This window comes from Pseudomonas sp. p50(2008) (assembly GCF_015351605.1).
In the GTDB taxonomy this organism is placed as follows: Bacteria; Pseudomonadota; Gammaproteobacteria; order Pseudomonadales; family Pseudomonadaceae; genus Aquipseudomonas.
Window position 1 is genome coordinate 662,093 of sequence record NZ_JACMYF010000002.1, and the last position, 20,938, is coordinate 683,030.

Annotated in this window: 18 protein-coding genes; 7 read left to right on the forward strand and 11 right to left on the reverse strand. The window is 59.7% G+C overall.

Going from position 1 to position 20,938, the window contains the following annotated elements:
- Positions 1-54 precede the first annotated feature (54 nt).
- Positions 55-1,995 (forward strand): BCCT family transporter, encoded by a 1,941-nt coding sequence (locus H7698_RS08090; RefSeq protein WP_328803722.1) that lies wholly within the window; start codon positions 55-57, stop codon positions 1,993-1,995.
- Between the two features lie 235 nt (positions 1,996-2,230).
- Here H7698_RS08090 and choV read toward each other — a convergent pair whose 3' ends face one another.
- The 3 genes from choV to H7698_RS08105 all read right to left on the reverse strand — a co-directional run bounded on the left by choV (position 2,231) and on the right by H7698_RS08105 (position 5,266).
- On the reverse strand, positions 2,231-3,409 hold the full coding sequence (choV, locus tag H7698_RS08095; RefSeq protein ID WP_162436176.1) for a choline ABC transporter ATP-binding protein: 1,179 nt from the start codon (positions 3,407-3,409) through the stop codon (positions 2,231-2,233).
- Complete coding sequence (choW, locus tag H7698_RS08100; protein ID WP_109635476.1) at positions 3,406-4,251, reverse strand: choline ABC transporter permease subunit; 846 nt, start codon at positions 4,249-4,251, stop codon at positions 3,406-3,408. The genes choV and choW overlap by 4 nt, the downstream gene beginning before the upstream one ends.
- A gap of 67 nt (positions 4,252-4,318) precedes the next feature.
- A complete protein-coding gene (locus H7698_RS08105) occupies positions 4,319-5,266 on the reverse strand; it encodes a choline ABC transporter substrate-binding protein (protein WP_162436177.1) in 948 nt (315 codons plus the stop codon).
- A gap of 437 nt (positions 5,267-5,703) precedes the next feature.
- Between H7698_RS08105 and H7698_RS08110 the strand changes: the two genes are divergently transcribed.
- A complete protein-coding gene (locus H7698_RS08110) occupies positions 5,704-7,080 on the forward strand; it encodes an L-serine ammonia-lyase (protein ID WP_194691071.1) in 1,377 nt (458 codons plus the stop codon).
- Positions 7,081-7,754: 674 nt separating this feature from the next.
- A complete protein-coding gene (locus H7698_RS08115; protein WP_162436179.1) occupies positions 7,755-8,858 on the forward strand; it encodes a GlxA family transcriptional regulator in 1,104 nt (367 codons plus the stop codon).
- 115 nt (positions 8,859-8,973) lie between these two features.
- Here the strand turns inward: H7698_RS08115 and H7698_RS08120 are convergent, their stop codons facing one another.
- The 6 genes from H7698_RS08120 to choX form a co-directional block, all read right to left on the reverse strand.
- Complete coding sequence (locus tag H7698_RS08120; RefSeq protein WP_194691072.1) at positions 8,974-9,237, reverse strand: hypothetical protein; 264 nt, start codon at positions 9,235-9,237, stop codon at positions 8,974-8,976.
- A 402-nt stretch (positions 9,238-9,639) separates the two neighbouring features.
- Positions 9,640-10,803: a gamma-butyrobetaine dioxygenase gene (locus tag H7698_RS08125; RefSeq protein ID WP_194691073.1), complete on the reverse strand. Its 1,164-nt coding sequence runs from the start codon at positions 10,801-10,803 to the stop codon at positions 9,640-9,642.
- Positions 10,804-10,816: 13 nt separating this feature from the next.
- Positions 10,817-11,293: a thioesterase family protein gene (locus H7698_RS08130; RefSeq protein WP_194691074.1), complete on the reverse strand. Its 477-nt coding sequence runs from the start codon at positions 11,291-11,293 to the stop codon at positions 10,817-10,819.
- Between the two features lie 124 nt (positions 11,294-11,417).
- Complete coding sequence (locus H7698_RS08135) at positions 11,418-12,383, reverse strand: L-carnitine dehydrogenase (protein WP_194691075.1); 966 nt, start codon at positions 12,381-12,383, stop codon at positions 11,418-11,420.
- A gap of 320 nt (positions 12,384-12,703) precedes the next feature.
- Positions 12,704-13,591 (reverse strand): 3-keto-5-aminohexanoate cleavage protein, encoded by an 888-nt coding sequence (locus H7698_RS08140; protein ID WP_194691076.1) that lies wholly within the window; start codon positions 13,589-13,591, stop codon positions 12,704-12,706.
- 75 nt (positions 13,592-13,666) lie between these two features.
- Positions 13,667-14,611, reverse strand: a complete 945-nt coding sequence (choX, locus tag H7698_RS08145; RefSeq protein WP_194691077.1) for a choline ABC transporter substrate-binding protein — start codon at positions 14,609-14,611, stop codon at positions 13,667-13,669.
- Between the two features lie 205 nt (positions 14,612-14,816).
- Here choX and H7698_RS08150 point away from each other — a divergent pair, with 205 nt between their 5' ends.
- Positions 14,817-15,761, forward strand: a complete 945-nt coding sequence (locus H7698_RS08150; protein WP_162436185.1) for a GlxA family transcriptional regulator — start codon at positions 14,817-14,819, stop codon at positions 15,759-15,761.
- Positions 15,762-15,894: 133 nt separating this feature from the next.
- On the opposite strand, the gene H7698_RS08155 is transcribed toward H7698_RS08150, so the two are convergent.
- Positions 15,895-16,311: a DUF3010 family protein gene (locus tag H7698_RS08155; protein WP_194691078.1), complete on the reverse strand. Its 417-nt coding sequence runs from the start codon at positions 16,309-16,311 to the stop codon at positions 15,895-15,897.
- A 124-nt stretch (positions 16,312-16,435) separates the two neighbouring features.
- A complete protein-coding gene (locus H7698_RS08160; protein WP_162436189.1) occupies positions 16,436-16,840 on the reverse strand; it encodes a lysozyme inhibitor LprI family protein in 405 nt (134 codons plus the stop codon).
- 261 nt (positions 16,841-17,101) lie between these two features.
- Between H7698_RS08160 and H7698_RS08165 the strand changes: the two genes are divergently transcribed.
- From H7698_RS08165 to dgcA, 3 genes are all read left to right on the forward strand, one after another.
- Positions 17,102-18,079, forward strand: a complete 978-nt coding sequence (locus H7698_RS08165; RefSeq protein WP_008033250.1) for a dipeptidase — start codon at positions 17,102-17,104, stop codon at positions 18,077-18,079.
- Positions 18,080-18,250: 171 nt separating this feature from the next.
- Positions 18,251-18,781 carry a DUF5943 domain-containing protein gene (locus tag H7698_RS08170; RefSeq protein ID WP_010565965.1) on the forward strand — a complete coding sequence of 177 codons (531 nt, stop codon included), beginning with the start codon at positions 18,251-18,253 and terminating at the stop codon, positions 18,779-18,781.
- A 15-nt stretch (positions 18,782-18,796) separates the two neighbouring features.
- Positions 18,797-20,857 carry a dimethylglycine demethylation protein DgcA gene (dgcA, locus tag H7698_RS08175; RefSeq protein WP_194691079.1) on the forward strand — a complete coding sequence of 687 codons (2,061 nt, stop codon included), beginning with the start codon at positions 18,797-18,799 and terminating at the stop codon, positions 20,855-20,857.
- Positions 20,858-20,938 lie beyond the last annotated feature (81 nt).

The window sequence follows — 20,938 nt, forward strand, 5'->3', positions numbered from 1 at the left end:
AGTTCTGCCTCTCTAATAAAGATCCCACCCGAGAAGGTGACGGTCAACGGTTGGGTGTTCTACACCTCTACCGCGCTGGTTCTGCTGTTGACCGCCATTCTGATCATCGCCCCGCAAGAGGCGGGCAGGGTGCTCGGTATTGCTCAAGCCTGGTTGTCCCGCAGCTTCGGCTGGTACTACATGGTGGTGATTGCGGCCTATCTGGTATTTGTCGTCGGCCTGGCGTTTTCGTCTTATGGAAAACTCAAGCTGGGCAGCAAGGACGACACGCCGGACTTCAGCTACGGCGCCTGGGCGGGGATGCTGTTCTCGTCGGGTATCGGCATTTCGCTGCTGTACTTCGGCGCTTCCGAGCCGCTGGACCACTACTTCAACCCGCCGGAAGGCGTGGCCGCCAGCAACATGGCCGCTCGTCAGGCCGTTCAGCTGACATTCCTGCACTGGGGCCTGCATGGCTGGGCAATCTATGCGCTGGTCGGTCTGGCCGTTGCTTACTTTGCCTACCGTCACAACCAGCCGCTGGCGTTGCGTTCGGCGCTGTATCCGCTGGTGGGCGAGCGTTGGGTCAAAGGCGCGGCCGGTCATGCGGTGGACGGCTTTGGCATGTTTGTGACCCTGTTGGGCCTGGTGACGAACCTGGGGATTGGTTCGCTGCAAGTGTCCTCCGGGCTGGAAAACCTGTTCGGCATGGAACACAGCAACACCAACCTGCTGATCGTGATCATCGTGATGAGCACCGTGGCGACCATCGCCGCCGTGTCCGGTGTGGAAAACGGCATTCGCCGTCTGTCCAACTTGAACATCGTGCTGTTCAGCGGCCTGTTGATCTTCGTCCTGCTGTTCGGCCCGACCCTGCACCTGCTCAACGGCTTTGTGCAGAACGTTGGTGATTACCTCAACGGTATCGTGCTGAAAACCTTCGACCTGTATGTGTATGAAGGCAGTGCCGAGAAAACCGAACGCTGGATGGGCCTGTGGACCCTGTTCTACTGGGCCTGGTGGATTTCCTGGGCGCCATTTGTAGGCATGTTCATCGCGCGTATTTCCCGTGGTCGTACGGTGCGCGAACTGGTGGCCGGCGTGCTGCTGATTCCACTGGGCTTCACCCTGGCGTGGCTGTCGATCTTCGGTAACTCGGCGCTGGACCTGCTGATGAACCATGGGGCGGTGGAGCTCGGGAAGACGGCGCTGGAACAGCCGTCCATGGCGATTTACCAGTTGCTTGAGCACTACCCGGCATCGAAAGTGGTGATCGGCGTGTCGATCTTCGTGGGTTTCGTCTTGTTCCTGACCCCGGCGGATTCCGGCGCGGTGATGATGGCGAACCTTTCGTGCAAGGGCGGCAATGTCGATGAAGATGCGCCGCACTGGCTGCGGATTTTCTGGTCGGCGGTGATCACCCTGGTGACCATCGGCCTGCTGTTCGCCGGTAACTTCGAAGCCATGCAAACCATGGTAGTGCTGGCCGGTCTGCCGTTCTCGGTGGTGCTGGTGTTCTTCATGTTCGGCTTGCACAAGGCCATGCGCCAGGACGTGCAGATCGAACAGGAGCAGGCGGAGCTTGCCGCGCGTGGTCGACGTGGGTTCAGCGAGCGTCTGACGCAGCTGGATTTGCAGCCGAACCAGTCGATCGTGCAGCGTTTCATGGACAAACAAGTCACCCCGGCGCTGGAAGAGGCCGCTGCGCAGATGCGCGCGCAAGGTCTGGAAGTTCAGACGCTGGTGGGCAAGTCCAAACGCTGCATGGGCCTGCGGATCGAGATGGAAGAGGGCAACCCTTTTGTCTACGAAGTGAGCCTGGATGGTTACCTGGCGACGCCGACCGAATCGGCTCAGTCCGATGAGACCCGCCAGCGTTACTACCGCGCCGAGGTGTACCTGCACAACGGCAGCCAGGACTATGACTTGATGGGCTTCACCCACGAACAGATCACCCGTGACGTGCTCGATCAGTTTGAAAGCCATCGGCAGCTCCTTGGCCGTGTTTATAGCTGAGTAGTGAGTGCACCGCAGATCCTTTGTGGCGAGGGGATCTATCCCCGTTGGGTCGCGAAGCGGCCCCAAAACCAGACACAGCGGTATTTCGGGAGTTCGCGTCGGCAGGTTTTACGGCTGCTGCGCAGCCGAACGGGGATAAATCCCCTCGCCACAGTAGTCCGCGTTTAAAACTGAATATCTGCACTAACAAAAACGCCGCGATCCTCTCGCGGCGTTTTTGTGTCCGGGGTCCTTACCCCAGGTTCTTGCCGAGCAGCGCGTGATAAAGCTCGCTGTCCCCAAGAATGCCCACCACATGATGGTTGTCGTGCAGCACCAGCTTGTTCCCGGTCTGATAGCGAATCTGCAGCGCATCACGCATGCCGATGTTCGAGTCCACCAGCGTTGGCCGGCGACCCAGACCATCGACCGCTTGCCCCGGCACCCAGTTCTGCAGGTCAAGGCTCTCACCGTTCTGGCGGGCGCCCTTGATCGTGTTGCCCTCAGCCAGGTCCAGCCACGAATCGCCACCCGGATCGAGACAGACCGAGCCGTTGATGCGTTTGCAGTTATCCAGCGTGCGCATCAGGCTGCGACCGCACAGCACGTTCAACGGGTTGGTGTGGGCGACAAAGGTCCGCACGTAGTCGTCCGCCGGGTTGAGAACGATTTCTTCCGGCTTGCTGTACTGCACGATCCGACCGTCCTTCATGATGGCGATACGGCTGCCCAGCTTCAGCGCTTCATCAAGGTCGTGGCTCACGAACACGATGGTTTTGTTGAGCTTGCTTTGCAGTTCCAGCAGTTCGTCTTGCAGGCCTTGGCGGATGAGCGGGTCGAGTGCAGAGAACGGTTCGTCCATCAGCAGAATGTCGGCGTCCATCGCCAGTGCGCGGGCGAGACCCACACGTTGCTGCATGCCGCCGGACAGCTCGTCAGGCTTCTTGTTACGCCATTGGGTCAGGCCCACCAGTTCGAGTTTTTCATCGACCAGTTTCTTGCGTTCTTTCTCCGGCCGGCCCTGCATCTCCAGGCCGAAGCTGATGTTCTCGCGCACCGTCAGCCACGGCATCAGGGCGAACTTCTGGAACACCATCGCGATGCGCTTGGTGCGCATCATTTTCAGCTCTGCCGGAGTACAGGACGCGATATCGATCTGCTTGCCTTCGTGCTCCACAAACAACTTGCCACGGCTGACCGTGTTCAGGCCGTTGATGCAGCGCAGCAGGCTGGACTTGCCGGAACCGGACAAGCCCATCAAGACGCAGATTTCGCCCTTTTCGACATCCAGGCTGGCTTTTTCAACGCCAACGATTTGTCCGGTTTTTTTCAGGATCTGGTCGCGCGTCATGCCCTGGTCGAGAAGCTTGAGTGCTTCTCGCGGGTCTTTGGAGAAAATTACGTCGACGTCTTCGAAGCGAATAATGCTCATGCGTCACCCCCTACTTTAGCGTCGGGTTGTTTGCAGATACGGTCGAGCATGATCGCCAGCAGTACGATCGCCAGGCCCGCTTCGAAGCCCAGGGCGATATCAGCAGTGTTCAGTGCGTTGACCACGGGTTTGCCCAGGCCGTCGGCGCCCACCAGTGCCGCGATCACGACCATCGACAACGACAGCATGATGCACTGGGTGATGCCGGCCGCGATGCTCGGCATGGCGTAGGGCAGTTCTATGCGCGCAAGCAGTTGACGGCGCGAGCAGCCAAAGGCTTTACCGGCGTCCATCAGTTCTGCGGGAACATCACGAATACCCAGGTAGGTCAGGCGGATAGGCGCGGCAATCGCGAACACCACCGTGGAAATCAGGCCTGGAACCACGCCCAGCCCGAAGAGGGTCAGGGTAGGAATGAGGTACACGAAGGTCGGTACGGTCTGCATCAGATCGAGCACCGGACGCATCAGTGTGTAGAACATCGGTTTGTGCGCGGCGACAATGCCCAACGGCACGCCGATGACCACGCAGACCAGGGTGGCGAACAACACCTGGGCAAGGGTTTCCATGGTTTCCTGCCAGTACCCCAGATTGAGGATCAGCAGGAAGGAGGCGATGACGAAAACCGTCAGTCCCCATTTGCGTTGAATGAAATGCGCGAGGAGTGCGATAAGGCCGATCAATGCCAGCGGGTTGAACCAGGTCAGCGCAAAAGTCACGCCGTGGATCATCGTTTCCAGTGACACGGCGATGGCGTCGAAGGTGTTGGCGCCGTGTTGCGTCAACCATTCAACGAAGCCTGCGATGTACTGGCCTAAAGGGATTTTCTGATCAATCAGCATGGTAGTGAACGTCCGCATGCAAGGAAAAAACAGCCCGGACGACCGAGGTCGCCCGGCGTAAGCGATTTTACTGAGCGAGCTTGGCTTTCACGGCTTCCAGGCCAGGTTTACCGTCAATGGTGGTCACGCCAGCGAGCCAGGTATCGAGCACCTGTGGATTCTTTTTCAGCCAGGCCCTGGCGGCCGCGTCAGGCTTCATCTTGTCGTCCAGGACGTTGCCCATCAGCGTGCTTTCCATGTTCAGGGTGAACTGCAGGTTTTTCAGCAGTTGACCGACGTTGCTGCATTCCTGTGCATAGCCCTTGCGGGTGTTGGTGTAGATGGTTGCCTGACCAAAATTCGGGCCGAAATAGTCGTCGCCGCCGGTCAGGTATTTCATCTTGAATCGAGTGTTCATCGGGTGTGGTTCCCAGCCCAGGAACACCACGGCGGTGTTGCGCCGCTGTGCACGATCGACTTGCGAGAGCATGCCTGCCTCGCTGGACTCGACCACCTTGAAGCCGGCGTCTTTGAGGCCGAAGGCGTTCTTGTCGATCATGCTCTGGATCAGACGGTTGCCGTCGTTGCCAGGCTCGATGCCGTAGATCTTGCCGTCGAGTTCTTTCTTGAACTTGGCGATGTCGGCGAAATCTTTCAGACCTTTGTTATACAACTCTTCCGGGACGGCGAGTGTGTATTTTGCGTTTTCCAGGTTGGCGCGCAGGGTGTCCACGGTACCGGCATCGCGATAAGCCTTGATGTCGTTTTCCATGGTCGGCATCCAGTTACCCAGGAACACGTCCATGTTCTTGCCGTCGGCCAGGGACTTGTAGGTCACCGGTACGGAAATCATTGTGGTTTTGGTCTTGTAGCCCAGTGCGTCGAGGACGACGCTGGTGGTCGCGGTGGTGACGGTGATGTCGGTCCAGCCGACATCGGAGAAGTTTACGGTGCTGCATTGGGCCGGTTCTGCAGCTTGCGCCAGAACCGGCAGACTAAGCATGGCGGCCAACAACAACGACGGGGAACCTTTCATTGACTGACTCCTTGGTGTTTTTTTTGGCAGTGTTCCGACTGGACCACCGCACTTATAGGTTGCGGTTGGATGGCGTTTTTGGGGACAGCTCTACCGCGGCGCCTTGCAATCGAGTCGATACGATCATGTACCAGTGAAAATCAGACGCCTACAGGGTGCGTCGTATCCAGTACAGGGAGGGTCGCATCCAGTGTCGGTGACGTCGTTTACAGCTTTTTTTAGCCCTCTTTGTTCCTCTGCACCGTAAAAAAACGGCGAAAACGCAGCGTGGACGACCTGCGGCGTTCGTGGACAAGAGTGCGTCGGTTAGAGACGCCGAACGACAGGGTAAAAGCCTGATGATGCAGCCATATCGGCGGATTGCAGCTTGAGCGTAGCAGCTCCGTCACTGGGCGCTTTTGCGTCTGGAGTTGGGCATATCCAGGAGTTCTGCAGTAATGGCTATCAGCGTTTTCGACCTGTTCAAAATCGGCATTGGCCCTTCCAGTTCGCACACTGTGGGGCCGATGCGCGCCGCAGCCCTGTTCGTGCAAGGTTTGCGCGAACAGGGTCTTTTGGAGCAAGTGCGGCGCGTCGAAGTTCAGCTGTATGGCTCGCTGTCGGCCACAGGCATCGGACATGGCAGCGACAACGCCGTGATCATGGGGTTGATGGGCGAGTGGCCGGACGCGATCGATCCGTCGCAAATCGGCATCCGCATCGCCACCCTGCGTGAAACCAATGAGTTGCTGCTGGATGGTCGTTTACCGGTGCCGTTCATGTGGGCGCGGGACATGCGCCTGATCGACGAGAACCTGCCGTTTCATCCCAACGCCATGACGCTGATTGTCGAAGGCGACGCCGGCGAGCTGCACCGTGACACCTACTATTCCGTCGGCGGCGGTTTTGTCGTGGATGAGGCGCAAGCCAGAAGCGGCGTGGTGGACATGGATAGCACCGTATTGCCATACGACTTTTCCAGTGCGGCCGAATTGCTCAGCCTCTGCCAGACACACAACCTGCGCGTGGCCGAACTGATGTTGGCCAACGAGAAGGTCTGGCGCAGCGAAGACGAAATCCGCAGCGGTTTGATGAAGCTGTGGCGGGCCATGCAGGATTGCGTCGAACAGGGCCTCAAGCACGAAGGCATCCTGCCGGGCGGCCTGAACGTTCGCCGTCGTGCCGCCAGGTTGCATCGCAGCCTGCAGGAACTGGGCAAGCCCAATGTCATCGGCTCAACCCTGAGCGCCATGGAGTGGGTGAATCTGTTCGCCCTGGCGGTCAACGAAGAAAACGCTGCCGGCGGGCGCATGGTCACGGCGCCGACCAACGGCGCGGCGGGCATCATCCCGGCAGTCCTGCATTACTTCATGAAGTTCAGCGAAGCGGTGACCGACGCCAATGTCGTCGACTATTTCCTCGGCGCTGCGGCGGTCGGGATCCTGTGCAAGAAGAACGCGTCAATCTCCGGTGCCGAAGTCGGCTGCCAGGGGGAAGTCGGATCCGCCTGCGCAATGGCCGCGGCCGGCCTGGCGGAGATTCTCGGCGCGACACCAGAACAACTGTGCAACGCGGCGGAAATCGGCCTGGAGCACAACCTCGGTCTGACCTGCGACCCGGTGGGTGGGCTGGTGCAGGTGCCGTGCATCGAGCGCAATGCGATTGCGGCGGTGAAAGCGATCAATGCGGCGCAAATGGCGTTGCGTGGGGATGGTCAGCACTTTATCTCGCTGGACCGGGTAATCCGCACCATGCGTGATACGGGGGCGGACATGCATGACAAATATAAAGAGACATCGCGGGGCGGGTTGGCGGTGAGTGCGGTTGAGTGTTGAGCCTGTAAACCTGTAAACCTGTAAACCTGTAAACCTGTAAACCTGTAAACCTGTAAACCTGTAAACCTGTAAATCGGTAAATCGGTAAATCGGTAAATCGGTAAATCGGTAAACCTGTGGCGAGGGGATTTATCCCCGTTGGGTCGCGAAGCGACCCCAAAATCTTTACAACTGCTGCGCAGCCGAACGGGGCGGTGCGACGTTTCGCTAAATCCCCTCACCACAAACGCCTCACCTGACACCGCTCCACCAGTCAAAACTGCGCGCTAACTGAACACCCGATCCAAAACTCGCCACCTTTTGGCGCGTCGCTTACAGATAAGCGCCTTGCCTGAGATCCGGGATCCAGGTTGACCATTACCGCCTGTCACCTGTGCTTGTGGTGACACTCTTTCAGAACGCGCCGTAGCCCTGTTCCCACAAGTGCTACCGATTTGCTCACACGCATCGGGGCAGCGCACTTGCCTCGCCTGATGGCACTTTTAAACCCTACTCCCCGCGCGTCATATCCAGACACATCCCGACGTCGTTTTCAGGAGTTATTGAACGCGCATTCAATTTTAGGCATGGCAATTGCTCTGTCATTACAAAGCCCGTCTCCCACGCGAGAACGATGGCAATAACAAGAGCCTCCGCCTGAGGCCATCACCCGCTTTGTGTGAGGAGATACCGCGATGACGACGTCCAACTCCGGGGCCCAACCCCAGAACCGTGCGCCTCAATCCATCGGCTTTTTGCTGCTGGACAATTTCACGCTGATTTCTCTGGCCTCCGCAGTGGAACCCCTGCGCATGGCCAACCAATTGTCCGGTCGCGAGCTGTATCGCTGGACCACACTTACCGTGGATGGCGGTCAGGTCTGGGCCAGTGACGGTCTGCAGATCACCCCCGATTGCTCCATGCACAAAGCCCCGGCGCTCGACACCATCATTGTCTGCGGCGGCATCGGCATTCAGCGCACTGTCACCCGTGAGCACGTGTCGTGGTTGCAAAGCCAGGCGCGTCAGTCCCGTCGTCTCGGTGCGGTGTGCACTGGCAGCTGGGCCCTGGCGTGCGCCGGCCTGCTGGACGGTTTTGATTGCAGCGTGCACTGGGAATGCCTGGCCTCGATGCAGGAAGCGTTTCCGCGTGTGGCCATGAGCACTCGACTGTTCACCCTCGACCGTAACCGCTTCACCAGCTCAGGCGGCACTGCGCCGCTGGACATGATGCTGCACCTGATCAGCCGCGATCACGGGCGTGAACTGTCGGCCGCGATCTCGGAAATGTTCGTCTACGAACGCATCCGCAACGAGCAGGATCACCAGCGCGTGCCGCTCAAGCACATGCTTGGTACCAATCAGCCGAAACTGCAGGAAATCGTCGCGCTGATGGAGGCCAATCTGGAAGAACCGATCGACCTCGACGAACTGGCGGTGTATGTCGCGGTGTCGCGTCGTCAGCTCGAACGGTTGTTCCAGAAATACCTGCACTGCTCGCCGTCGCGTTACTACCTGAAACTGCGCTTGATCCGCGCCCGGCAGCTGCTCAAGCAAACGCCGATGTCGATCATCGAAGTGGCGTCGGTGTGCGGTTTTGTGTCTACGCCGCACTTCTCCAAGTGCTACCGCGAATACTTCGGCATCCCGCCGCGTGACGAGCGCGTAGGTTCCAATACCACGCAGCAAGTGGCGATGATGCCGCTGCCGCAAGCCTTGGTGCTGTCGCCGTTGTCGGGACCGTTGTCGGCGTTGAGTCAGGCGCGGAACGAGTCGACGTTTGCGAGTGTAAGGCTCTAAACCGAGGGGCCATCATCGCGGGCAAGCCCGCTCCCACAGGGATTTGATGTGTGAATACAAACTATGTCACACGGCAGATCCTTGACGGAGCGGGCTTGCCCGCGAAGGCGTACTGTCAGGCGCTGCGGCTCTGCTGAAACTCCGCCAACGCCGGCAGCAATTGCCTGTCGATGGCCTGGCGCACGGCCGGCAGGATCGTCGCGCTGCTGGTGTACATCTGCTTGACCATTGTGCGCAGCACGATGGCCCGTTCGTTGTTCAACCCCCGCACTGCACACTCGCAAGCCTGTTCGGCGGTGGCGCCGCTGGGTACTTGAAAACCCAACGATTTCAGCTGGCCCAACAGGTCTTCCTGGTCAATCAAATCGGCGTACATCATGACGCAATCCTTCTTCAGGGAACGGTGTCGTGGCTCGATTCTCGTAGGGGTGAGAGGTGGCGGCAAGGACGATTTGTCGCAATGGCCGGTATACCTATGAACAGGTCGTTTTCGGCTAACTGATCGAGTAGGGGAGTGGGCACACTGGACTCAGCTCGCTTCACGAAGGTTTGGTCACCCTCGCGCAACGGCTCCTCAACAGTACCCTCCTCAGCTCCGATCCTGTCACGGCTTGATCGGGGTTTTTTTTGCCTGTGAATCAGGATGGGATGTGCAGTCCGGACCGACGCCATCGTCGGAATGCCGCCCAGAGCAGGCTCACTCCCACATTGACCGCATTCTTCTGGGAGGAACCCGGTTGAATGTGGGAGTGAGCCTGCTCGCGATGAACGATGACTCGGTCTAGCGTTGCAACACCAGAATCCGCGACAGCAACTCGTCCCGATCCACATAACACCCCTGGAAATGCCGAGCCCCGCTGGCAGGGTCGAACGCATTGCGCGCATGCAGGGTGCGTCGGTTATCGAAGCACCACAGCTCCCCGGGATTGAGTCGTTGCATCAGCCTGAACCGAGGCTCGCGCGTCATCGCGATAAAGCGCCGATACGCGCGATAGAGCCTGGGCATCTCATCCACGGACGCATCGAACGGCCCGCGTAAAAAGTTCGCCATGCGGATCTCCGACACCTGCCCCAACGCATCCAGCGCGATGATCGGCGCCAGGCACCGGTAGTCGCTGTGGCGGTCCTTGTTGCGGAATTCCACGGGGATGTTGCACAGGCTGTGGAACGACTCGGGATCCTCTTGGCGCAAGGCGTGTGCAATGGCAAACCCGTCGACGAAAATACTCTCGCCACCGTCGGCGTCATTCACCAGGCAGTGCAGAAATTGCAGTCCCGGTTGCAGCTCCCGGGTCGGCAAATCGCTGTGCAGCGGCAGGTTGAAGGCGGTGTAGGCATTGCTGTCGGCATCAGCCTTGGATTGCACGTTGAACAGCACACCGAAATTGCTCTCGCGGATGAAGGAAATGCGTTGCGCAATCAGCTTCAAAGATCCGGGTTCCGTGGGAACGCCGCGGACCTGGGTGAGGCCGATATCCCGTACCGCCAGCAGCCACTGCAACAACGCGTCGTTGTCGTTCATCAGCGCCGAATATTCGAACACCGGCAGCTGCACATCGCTGTGCCACAGCGTGGCTTTGGGTTTGCGGGCCCGACGTTCGGCGCGGGATTCATCGTCATACGCATGCGCCCGCAACCAACCCGGATCGAAGCGGCTGAGGTGGCCGTCCTGCCAATCGACACTGAGGCAGCCGTCTGCGTCAATGCGGGTATCGGTCGGTATCAGGTGCTCTGGGACGTCGACGATCTCCAGCACTTGCTCGCGAGTCACCGTGTAGACGCACTGTGGACACGGGCAGTTGTCGCGCAACCACTGATGATGGAACGGGCTGATGCGCCCGTCGGCCCAGGTCACCTGAGCGCGGTCCGCCAGGGTTTGCACGGCGGTCAACGCGCTGATCAACGGGTAGGTACGGAAGTCGGCAAAAGCGGCGGCGGTGTTCATGGCGATCTCCTTGTTATTTTTTTGGGGGTAACGCAATCACTCGGCCAATGTAGTCAGGAACAGGCAGGTCGGTTTGTTCGGCGACGATGGCTTGCAGCTTGTTCAGGGTGTCGTCGCTGAACGGTGCGGAGCGCGGTCCGGCGAGGTCGACGTGGAGCAGCATTTGCTCGTTAGCCGCCAGCGCCTTGTCATCTCCGGCCAGGTGCAGGCTGTGGTAGAGGTGCAGGCGTTTGCTGTCGTGAGCGATGATTTGGGTGTGCACTTCGACGTCGGCGTCGAGCTTTACCTCGTGCAGGTAATTGAGGTGCAGTTCGAGGGTGAACAGCGAGTTGCCGCTGGCTTCGCGGTGGCTGCTGTCCATGCCGAGGCGGTCCATCAATGCGTCGGTGGCATAGCTGAAAATGAGCAGGTAGAAGGCATCGCGCAGGTGGCCGTTGTAGTCGACCCACTCGGGGATGATGCGGGTTTGGTAGGTGGTGAGTGCGGGCATGGTGGCTGATCCAGAACAGATTGTGATTGGAATGCCGTCATCGCCAGCAGGCTGGCTCCCACATTGGAATGCATTCTCCTGTGGGAGCCAGCCTGCTGGCGATGGGGCCAGTCCTGATAGTGGATTACTCGCTGAATGCCATCCCATGCTTTTCTTTGGTGGTTCTCACCGCCTCGAGCACCGCCAGCAAGCAATCATCACGATAGCGCTCCAGCGCCGAAATGCTGTGGGTGCCCAATTGATCGCTGGTCCCATCGACCACGTCATCGATCAACTTGTCGGTCAGTTCCGGTGCCGGCAAGTACGTCCACGGCAACTGCAACGCCGGTCCGAACTGCGCCATGAAGTGCCGCATGCCCGCATCGCCACCCGCCAGGGTGTACGTCAGGAACGTGCCCATGAACGACCAGCGCAGTCCCGCGCCAAAACGAATTGCATCGTCGATCTCGCCGGTGGTCGCCACCCCGTCGTTTACCAGGTGCAGGGCCTCGCGCCATAGCGCTTCGAGCAAGCGGTCGGCGATAAATCCTGGCACTTCCTTGCGCACATGCAGCGGACGCATCCCCAAGGATTCGTAGACTTTCATGGCCGCCTGTACGGCTTCGGGTGCGGTGTTTTTACCACCCACCACTTCCACCAATGGCAACAGGTAAACCGGGTTGAACGGGTGACCGACGACACAACGTTCCGGGTGCGTCGAGCTTTCGTAAAACTCACTCGGCAACAGCCCTGACGTACTGGAGCCGATCAGCGCGTTGGACTTGGCTGCCGCGCTGATTTTGCTGTGCAGTTCCAGTTTCAGATCGAGGCGTTCCGGGGCGCTTTCCTGAATGAAATCCGCATCGCGAACACACTCTTCAATGGTGGCGACAAAGCGCAGGCGATCTTGCGACGCGCCAGGTGCCAGGCCTTGTTTCTCCAGTGCTCCCCACGCATTGGCCACGCGTTTGCGCAATGCGGCTTCGGCACCCGGTGCCGGGTCCCACGCCACTACGTCGAGGCCGTGGGCGAGGGCGCGGGATACCCAGCCGCTGCCGATGACACCGCTGCCCAAGGCTGCGAAGGTTTTGATTTCGGTGATAAAGGTCATGGCGCCGTCCTGAATGAATTCGGTGATCCGCTGTGGGTGTGATCCCCTGTGGGTGTGGTCTCTTGTGGTGAGGGAATGTGTGGTGAGGGGAGGTGTGGTGAGGGGATTTAGCGAAACGTCGCACCGCCCCGTTCGGCTGCGAAGCAGTCGCAAAACCGGTGACTGCGGTCTATCTGAGATACCGCAGTCACAGACCTGGGGCCGCTTTGCGACCCAACGGTGCGGTGCGACGGTTCGCTAAATCCCCTCGCCACATAACCCCTCGCCACATGTCTCCTCACCACCAAGCCCGCTCCCGCAGGGTTATGCATAGGTGTGGGTTAGCCGCGCTTGGTCAGGCCCATTTTTACCCGGCCTTCAGCAGGGGTCAGGACACGGGCGCCGAGGCGACTGAGGATTTCGCTGGCGCGTTCGACCAGTTGGCCGTTGGTGGCCAGTACGCCTTTGTCCAGCCAGATGTTGTCTTCCAGACCGACCCGCACGTTGCCGCCCAGCAGCACCGCTTGAGCCGCCATCGGCATCTGCATGCGACCGATGCCGAAGCCCGCCCAAACCGCATTGGCGGGCAAGTTGTCGACCATCGCCTTCATGGTGGTGGTGTCTGCCGGCGCGCCCCACGGGATGCCCAGGCACAGCTGGAACAGCGGATCGTCGAGCAGGCCTTCCTTGATCAGTTGTTTGGCAAACCACAGGTGACCGGTGTCGAAAATTTCCAGCTCGGCCTTCACGCCCAATTCCTGAATGCGTTTGGCACCCGCACGCAGTTGAGCCGGCGTCGATACATAAATGGTGTCGCCATCGCCGAAGTTCAGGGTGCCGCAATCCAGGGTGCAGATTTCCGGCAGCAGCGCTTCGACATGCGCAAGACGCGTCAGCGGGCCGACCAGGTCGGTGTTCGGGCCAAACTCCATCGGGTTTTCGCCCGCACCGATTTCCAGGTCGCCACCCATGCCGGCGGTGAGGTTGACGATGATGTCGACGTCCGCCTCGCGGATGCGCTCCATCACTTCGCGATACAACGCCACGTCACGGCTGAACTTGCCGGTTTCGGGGTTGCGCACGTGGCAATGAACCACCGTGGCGCCGGCCTTCGCGGCTTCTACTGCAGCGGCGGCGATTTGTTTCGGGGTGACCGGCACGTGTGGGCTTTTGGCGGTCGTGTCGCCAGCACCGGTGAGTGCGCAGGTGATGATGACGTCGTGGTTCATGAGGCGGGTTCCTTGCAGGCGTGATGATTTCGTTCGCAGCCCATACGGGCTGCGATTCGACGGTTCAATCAGGGTTTATTTGGTGGTGAGTTGCAGGTTTTCAGCGGCAGGTTTGCCATCGAAGGTGGTGACGCCCTCGAGCCAGCGCTGTTTGTCTTGCGGGTGATCTTTCAGCCATTGCTTGGCCGATTCGAAAGCGTCTTTGTGATCCAGCAGCGGCTGCATCATCCGGCTCTCGTCTTCGGCGGTGTAGGTCAGGTTGCTCAGCAAGCGGCCGATGTTCGGGCATTGCTCGGCATATTTCGGCGCGGTGACGGTCCAGACGGTCGCCATGCCTTCGTTCGGGCCGAGCGCATCGTCACTGCCCGTGAGGTAGGTCATCTTCACGTTGACGTTCATGGGGTGCGGCGCCCAGCCGAAGAACACCACGGCTTCATTGCGGCGCACGGCACGATCCACCGCCGCGAGCATGCCGGCTTCGCTGGACTCGACCAGCTGGAACTTGCCGAGACCAAACTGGTTCTTGGTGATCATCGCCTTGATCTGGGTGTTGGCGCCCGAACCGGGCTCGATGCCGTAGATCTTGCCGCCCAGTTCTTTCTCGAATTTGGCGATATCAGCGAAGGTTTTCAGACCCTTGTCCGCCAGATAGGTCGGTACGGCGAGGGTGGCGCGGGCGTCTTTCAGGCTGGGTGCTTCAAGCACCTTGACCTGGTTGGCCTGGACGAACGGCGTGATGGTCTGGGTCATCAGCGGGTTCCAGTAACCCAGGAACAGGTCCAGCCGCTGATCACGGATCCCGGCGAAGATGATTTGTTGGGACGCGCTGGTTTGTTTGGTGTTGTAGCCGAGGCCGTCGAGCAGGACCTGGGTCATGGCGCTGGTGGCGATCACGTCGGTCCAGTTCACCACGCCCATGCGCACGTTCTGGCAGGACGCGGGTTCGGCCGCCATGACGCTGGCGCTCAAGAAAGCGGTACCGCTGAGTGCAAGAACACAGCTGCTGATCAGTCGTTTCATGTCGGGTTCCTCGGCAGACGTTATTGTGGGTTCCGGCGTCTGCGCGCCGGTGATGCCAAGTTACGCAGCTATAGGCCCGTGGAAGCGCACTACGGCGACCAGCTCTTGCACTGCAGCGACCTGTGCTCTTGAATGCCGCTCGCAAGTGGCGTATCAACGTCTGCACGCTTCCCGCCCTCTCGCTACCAGCCATTGAGTGCGTTCCATGTCCCAGGATTTCTACTTCTTGCTGATGCCCGGTTTTTCGGCCATCGGTTTTATCTCGGCCATTGAGCCGCTGCGGGTCGCCAATCGCTTTCGCGGCGAGCTGTATCGCTGGCATGTGCTGAGCGCCGACGGCGGTGCGGTGTTAGCCAGCAACGGCATGTCGGTCAACGCCGACGCCGCACTGGAACCGTTGAAAAAAGGTGCGACGCTCTTGGTGGTCGCGGGGTTCGAACCGCTGAAATTTGCCACGCCCGCGCTGGAACACTGGCTGCGCCGCCTGGACATCGATGGCGTGACTCTCGGCGCCATCGACACCGGGAGCTTTGTCCTTGCCGAAGCCGGCTTGCTCGATGGCCATCGCCTGACCCTGCACTGGGAAGCGATCGACGCCTTCAAGGAATCGTATCCGCAGCTCAGCGTCACCCAGGAGCTGTTCGAAATCGACCGCAAGCGCATTACCTCGGCAGGCGGTACAGCCTCCATCGACCTCATGCTCGACCTCATCAGCCAGGCCCACGGCCCGGAATTGGCGATTCAGGTCAGCGAGCAATTCGTACTCGGCCGCATCCGCCCACGCAAAGACCACCAGCGTATGGAAGTGGCCAGCCGTTATGGCATCCGCAACAAGAAGCTGGTTCAGGTGATCGGGGAAATGGAGCAGCACAGCGAACCGCCGCTGACCACGCTGGCGCTGGCGGAGTCGATCAAGGTGACGCGGCGACAGCTCGAGCGTTTGTTTCGACTGCACCTGAATGACACGCCGAGCAACTTTTACCTGCGATTAAGGCTGGAGAAGGCCCAGCAGTTGTTGCGGCAGACGGACATGAGCGTGCTGGAAGTGAGCATCGCGTGCGGGTTTGAATCGCCGTCTTATTTCACCCGAAGTTATCGGGCGAAGTTCGAGCGTTGTCCGCGGGAAGACCGGCGTACCGCAAAAGCATGAACAGCAGCGAAACCTGTGGGAGCCGGGCTTGCCCGCGATGAGGCCGGCACTTTCAACATTGATGTTGACTGACACACCGCAATCGCGGGCAAGCCCGGCTCCCACAGGTTCTCTGTGTTGGTAGAAAATTGAGTTACTTCTTCACCAGCGCCGAACACGCCGCTTTGTACGCCTCATGCTGATACTTGTTCAGCGTCGCGGGTGGCTCAAACCCGTGCTTCTTGGCCTGCGCATTGATCGTCTGCGGCGACAGCAGCGTCACCTCGCAACTTTCCAGCAACTGGAAAATGCCCTCGATCTTGAACGTGGTCGGTCCGCCGGCAAACTCACCTTTCTTGCTGCGCTTCTTGATCGCGATTCGGTCGATGGAGTTCTCACGAACAAAGGACGCCACCTGCGCGGCAAAAACTTTGACGTTGGCCGCTTCGTCGTCGTCTTCCAGGGCGATTTTCTTGGTGGCGAGGGGGACGTGACTCAGCGTCTGACCGTCGAGGGAGGCCACGGCAATGATTGCTTCGCTGCCTTTGATTTCGATGCCGCAGATTTTCATTTCGAATCCCTTTAAAAATGGTTGTGCGCAAGCTACAGCTCAAGCTGATTGGCAGTCATGCCAAACGCCAAGGCTCTCGCGGCGAAAGCCGACAACGGCGCCAGCTTCCGATGGAATTACAGGATCACTCCTGCCCAATCGACTCCAAAAACTCCGACCGCTCATCACTCATCCGCGCCACGCAATCATTCTGCGCAATGGTGAACGCCTTGCTGCCGCTCGTCGCCGGGAACGCTTCGACGGCGCAATCGGCATCCCGCGTCTTTAGCCATTGCTGTTGGGAGGCTTTGATCCTGGAAGTGATGTCGGTCAATTGCGACGGGTTCTTGCCGTAGAGCGTCTGCATGCGCTCCGCCAGGCTTTGATAGTTGTCTTTGAGCAGGTCTTCGGCTGTGGTTCGGCTGTAGGCCGAGCATTCCAGGGTCTGGACGTCGTTTTCGACGGCATCGCAGGGGGTGCTGTCGGACTCTTCCTGGGCCTGTACGCCCGTCGCCGTCAGTAGTGCCAAGACCAGAAAAATCGTTTTCATAGCGCTGCCGTCCCCTTTATTCCATTCAAAGCTTCAGTAACGCGTTATTGAAGCATCCAGTGATGCGGCGAATTCTGGCCCAAGCGGAGGGGCTTGAACAGGCGGGCGATCAGGCCTGTCGACGACCCTTTGTCGCGGATTGACGCTTTCGGCAATTCCCCTGTCGTTTTTGCACCCGGCTGCCGAGGCACCGAGGCATATGCTGGCCCCAAAGCGCCGGCACACGATTCGGCGCACGAATCGCTAATAGGGGACAGCCTGATGAGCCCAGCCGAATTGCACGCCGACAGTATCGTTATCGACGGGCTGATTATTGCCAAGTGGAACCGTGAGCTGTTCGAAGACATGCGCAAGGGCGGTCTGACCGCGGCCAACTGCACCGTGTCGGTGTGGGAAGGCTTCCAGGCGACCGTCAACAACATCGCCGCCAGCCAGAAACTGATTCGCGAGAACAGCGACCTGGTGATTCCGGTGCGCACCACCGCCGACATCCGCAAGGCCAAGGAGCAGGGCAAGACCGGCATCCTTTTCGGCTTCCAGAATGCTCACGCCTTTGAAGACCAGATCGGCTACGTCGAGGTGTTCAAGCAGCTGGGCGTCGGTATCGTGCAGATGTGCTACAACACCCAGAATCTGGTCGGTACCGGCTGCTACGAGCGCGATGGCGGCCTGTCGGGCTTCGGTCGTGAAATCGTCGCCGAGATGAACCGTGTCGGCGTCATGTGCGACCTGTCCCACGTGGGTTCGAAAACCTCCGAAGAAGTCATCCTCGAATCGAAGAAGCCGGTCTGCTATTCCCATTGCCTGCCGTCGGGCCTGAAGATTCATCCGCGCAACAAATCCGATGAAGAACTGAAGTTCATTGCCGACCACGGCGGTTTTGTCGGCGTGACCATGTTTGCGCCGTTCCTGGCCAAGGGCATTGATTCGACCATCGACGATTACGCCGAAGCCATCGAATACACCATGAATATCGTCGGCGAAGACGCCATCGGCATCGGCACCGACTTCACCCAGGGCCATGGCCAGGACTTCTTCGAATACCTGACCCATGACAAAGGCTACGCACGCCGCCTGACCAGCTTCGGCAAGATCATTAACCCGCTGGGCATCCGCACCGTCGGCGAGTTCCCGAACCTGACCGAAACCCTGCTCAAGCGCGGCCATTCCGAGCGCGTGGTGCGCAAGATCATGGGCGAGAACTGGGTGAATGTCCTGAAGGACGTCTGGGGCGAATAAAAACCGGCCTCCCAACAACCCTGTAGCAGCTGCCGAGGCACGAGGCTGCGTTGCGGTCCGCAGGACCGCCCTCGAGGGCCGCTGCGCAGCCCAACGCAGCCTCGCAGGCTCGGCAGCTGCTACAGGGCTACGACACGCAAATACAACGAATTTTTCTGGAGTTAAGTTTCCATGGCCAAGATCGCCCCGCAATTGCCAATCGAAGTCGACAGCGAGACCGGTGTCTGGACCTCTGACGCCCTGCCGATGCTGTACGTACCGCGGCATTTCTTCGTCAACAACCACATGGGTATCGAGGAAGTGCTGGGCGCCGAAGCCTACGCCGAAATCCTCTACAAGGCCGGCTACAAATCCGCCTGGCACTGGTGTGAGAAAGAAGCCGAATGCCACGGCCTTGAAGGCGTCGCAGTGTTCGAGCACTACATGAAGCGCCTGTCGCAACGCGGCTGGGGCCTGTTCAAGATCCAGGACATCGACCTCGACAAAGGCACCGCCAGCGTCAAGCTCGAACACTCGGCGTTCGTGTACGTGTACGGCAAGGTCGGGCGCAAGGTCGACTACATGTTCACCGGCTGGTTTGCCGGTGCCATGGACCAGATTCTGCAAGCCCGCGGCAGCAACATCCGTACCGTTGCCGAACAAGTCTACGGTGGCTCTGAAGAAGGCCACGACGACGGTTTGTTCACCGTCAAGCCGTTGTAAGTCGAGGAACCCGCCATGGCTTTCGAAGCAATGTTCCAGCCGATCCAGATCGGCAAACTGACCATCCGTAACCGCGTGCTCAGCACTGCGCACGCCGAGGTCTACGCGACCGACGGCGGCATGACCACCGATCGGTACGTCAAGTATTACGAAGAGAAAGCCAAGGGCGGGATCGGCCTGGCGATTTGCGGCGGTTCCTCCGTGGTGGCCATCGACAGCCCGCAGGAATGGTGGAGTTCGGTGAACCTGTCCACCGACCGGATCATCCCGCACTTCCAGAACCTCGCCGACGCCATGCACAAGCACGGCGCCAAGATCATGATCCAGATTACCCACATGGGCCGTCGCTCACGTTGGGACGGCTTTAACTGGCCGACCCTGATGTCGCCGTCGGGCGTGCGTGAACCGGTGCACCGTGCCACCTGCAAAACCATCGAGCCGGAAGAAATCTGGCGAGTGATCGGCAACTACGCGCAGGCTGCTCGCCGGGCCAAGGCCGGTGGTCTCGATGGCGTCGAACTGTCCGCTGTGCACCAGCACATGATCGACCAGTTCTGGAGCCCGCGCGTCAACAAGCGTACCGATGAGTGGGGCGGCAGTTTTGAAAACCGCATGCGGTTCGGCCTGGAAGTATTGAAGGCTGTGCGGGCTGAAGTCGGCCCGGATTTCTGCGTCGGCATCCGTCTGTGCGGCGACGAATTCCACCCGGACGGCTTGTCCCACGAGGACATGAAGCAGATCGCCAAGTACTACGACGACACCGGCATGCTGGACTTCATCGGTGTGGTGGGGTCGGGTTGCGACACTCACAACACCCTGGCCAACGTCATTCCGAACATGAGTTATCCACCGGAGCCGTTCCTGCACCTGGCGGCCGGTATCAAGGAAGTGGTCAAGGCTCCAGTGCTGCACGCACAGAACATCAAGGACCCGAACCAGGCGACCCGAATTCTGGAAGGTGGTTATGTGGACATGGTCGGTATGACCCGTGCGCACATCGCCGACCCGCACTTGATCGCCAAGATCAAGATGGGCCAGATCGACCAGATCAAGCAGTGCGTCGGCGCCAACTATTGCATCGACCGGCAGTACCAAGGGCTGGACGTGTTGTGTATCCAGAACGCTGCGACCTCCCGCGAATACATGGGCGTGCCGCACATCATCGAAAAGACCACCGGCGTTAAGCGCAAGGTCGTGGTGGTGGGTGCCGGGCCGGCGGGGATGGAAGCCGCTCGCGTGGCCGCCGAGCGTGGCCACGACGTGACCTTGTTCGAGAAAAAAGAATTCATCGGCGGGCAGATCACCACTGCTTCGAAAGCACCACAGCGCGACCAGATCGCCGGTATCACGCGCTGGTATCAGCTTGAACTCGCAAGGTTGAAAGTCGACCTGCGCCTGGGCGTGGCGGCGGATGCGCCGACCATCATGGACCTGCGCCCCGACGTGGTCGTGCTCGCGGTAGGCGGTCATCCGTTCCTCGAGCAGAACGAGCATTGGGGCGCGGCTGAAGGCCTGGTTGTCAGCAGCTGGGACATTCTCGATGGCAAAGTTGCGCCAGGTAAAAACGTGCTGGTGTACGACACCATTTGCGAGTTCACCGGCATGTCGACCGCTGACTTCCTGGCCGACAAAGGCAGTCAGGTCGAGATCGTTACCGACGACATCAAGCCTGGCGTGGCGATCGGCGGCACCTCGTTCCCGACCTACTACCGCAGCATGTACCCGAAAGAAGTGATCATGACCGGCGACATGATGCTGGAGAAGGTCTACCGCGAAGGCGACAAGCTGGTGGCGGTACTGGAGAACGAATACACCGGCGCCAAAGAGGAGCGGGTGGTGGACCAGGTGGTCGTGGAAAACGGCGTGCGTTCGGACGAAGAAATCTACTACGCGATGAAAGAAGGCTCCCGCAACAAAGGCCAGATCGACGTCGAAGCTTTGTTCGCGATCAAGCCGCAACCTTGCCTGGAACAGACCGGTGACGGTTACCTGCTGTTCCGCATCGGTGACTGTGTGGCTCAGCGCAACGTACACGCGGCGATCTACGACGCGCTGCGGCTCTGCAAGGATTTCTAACGGCTTGCACATAACCCTGTGGGAGCGGGCTTGCCCGCGAATGCAATCGATCAGTCGATATTGATGTCGACTGACCCACCG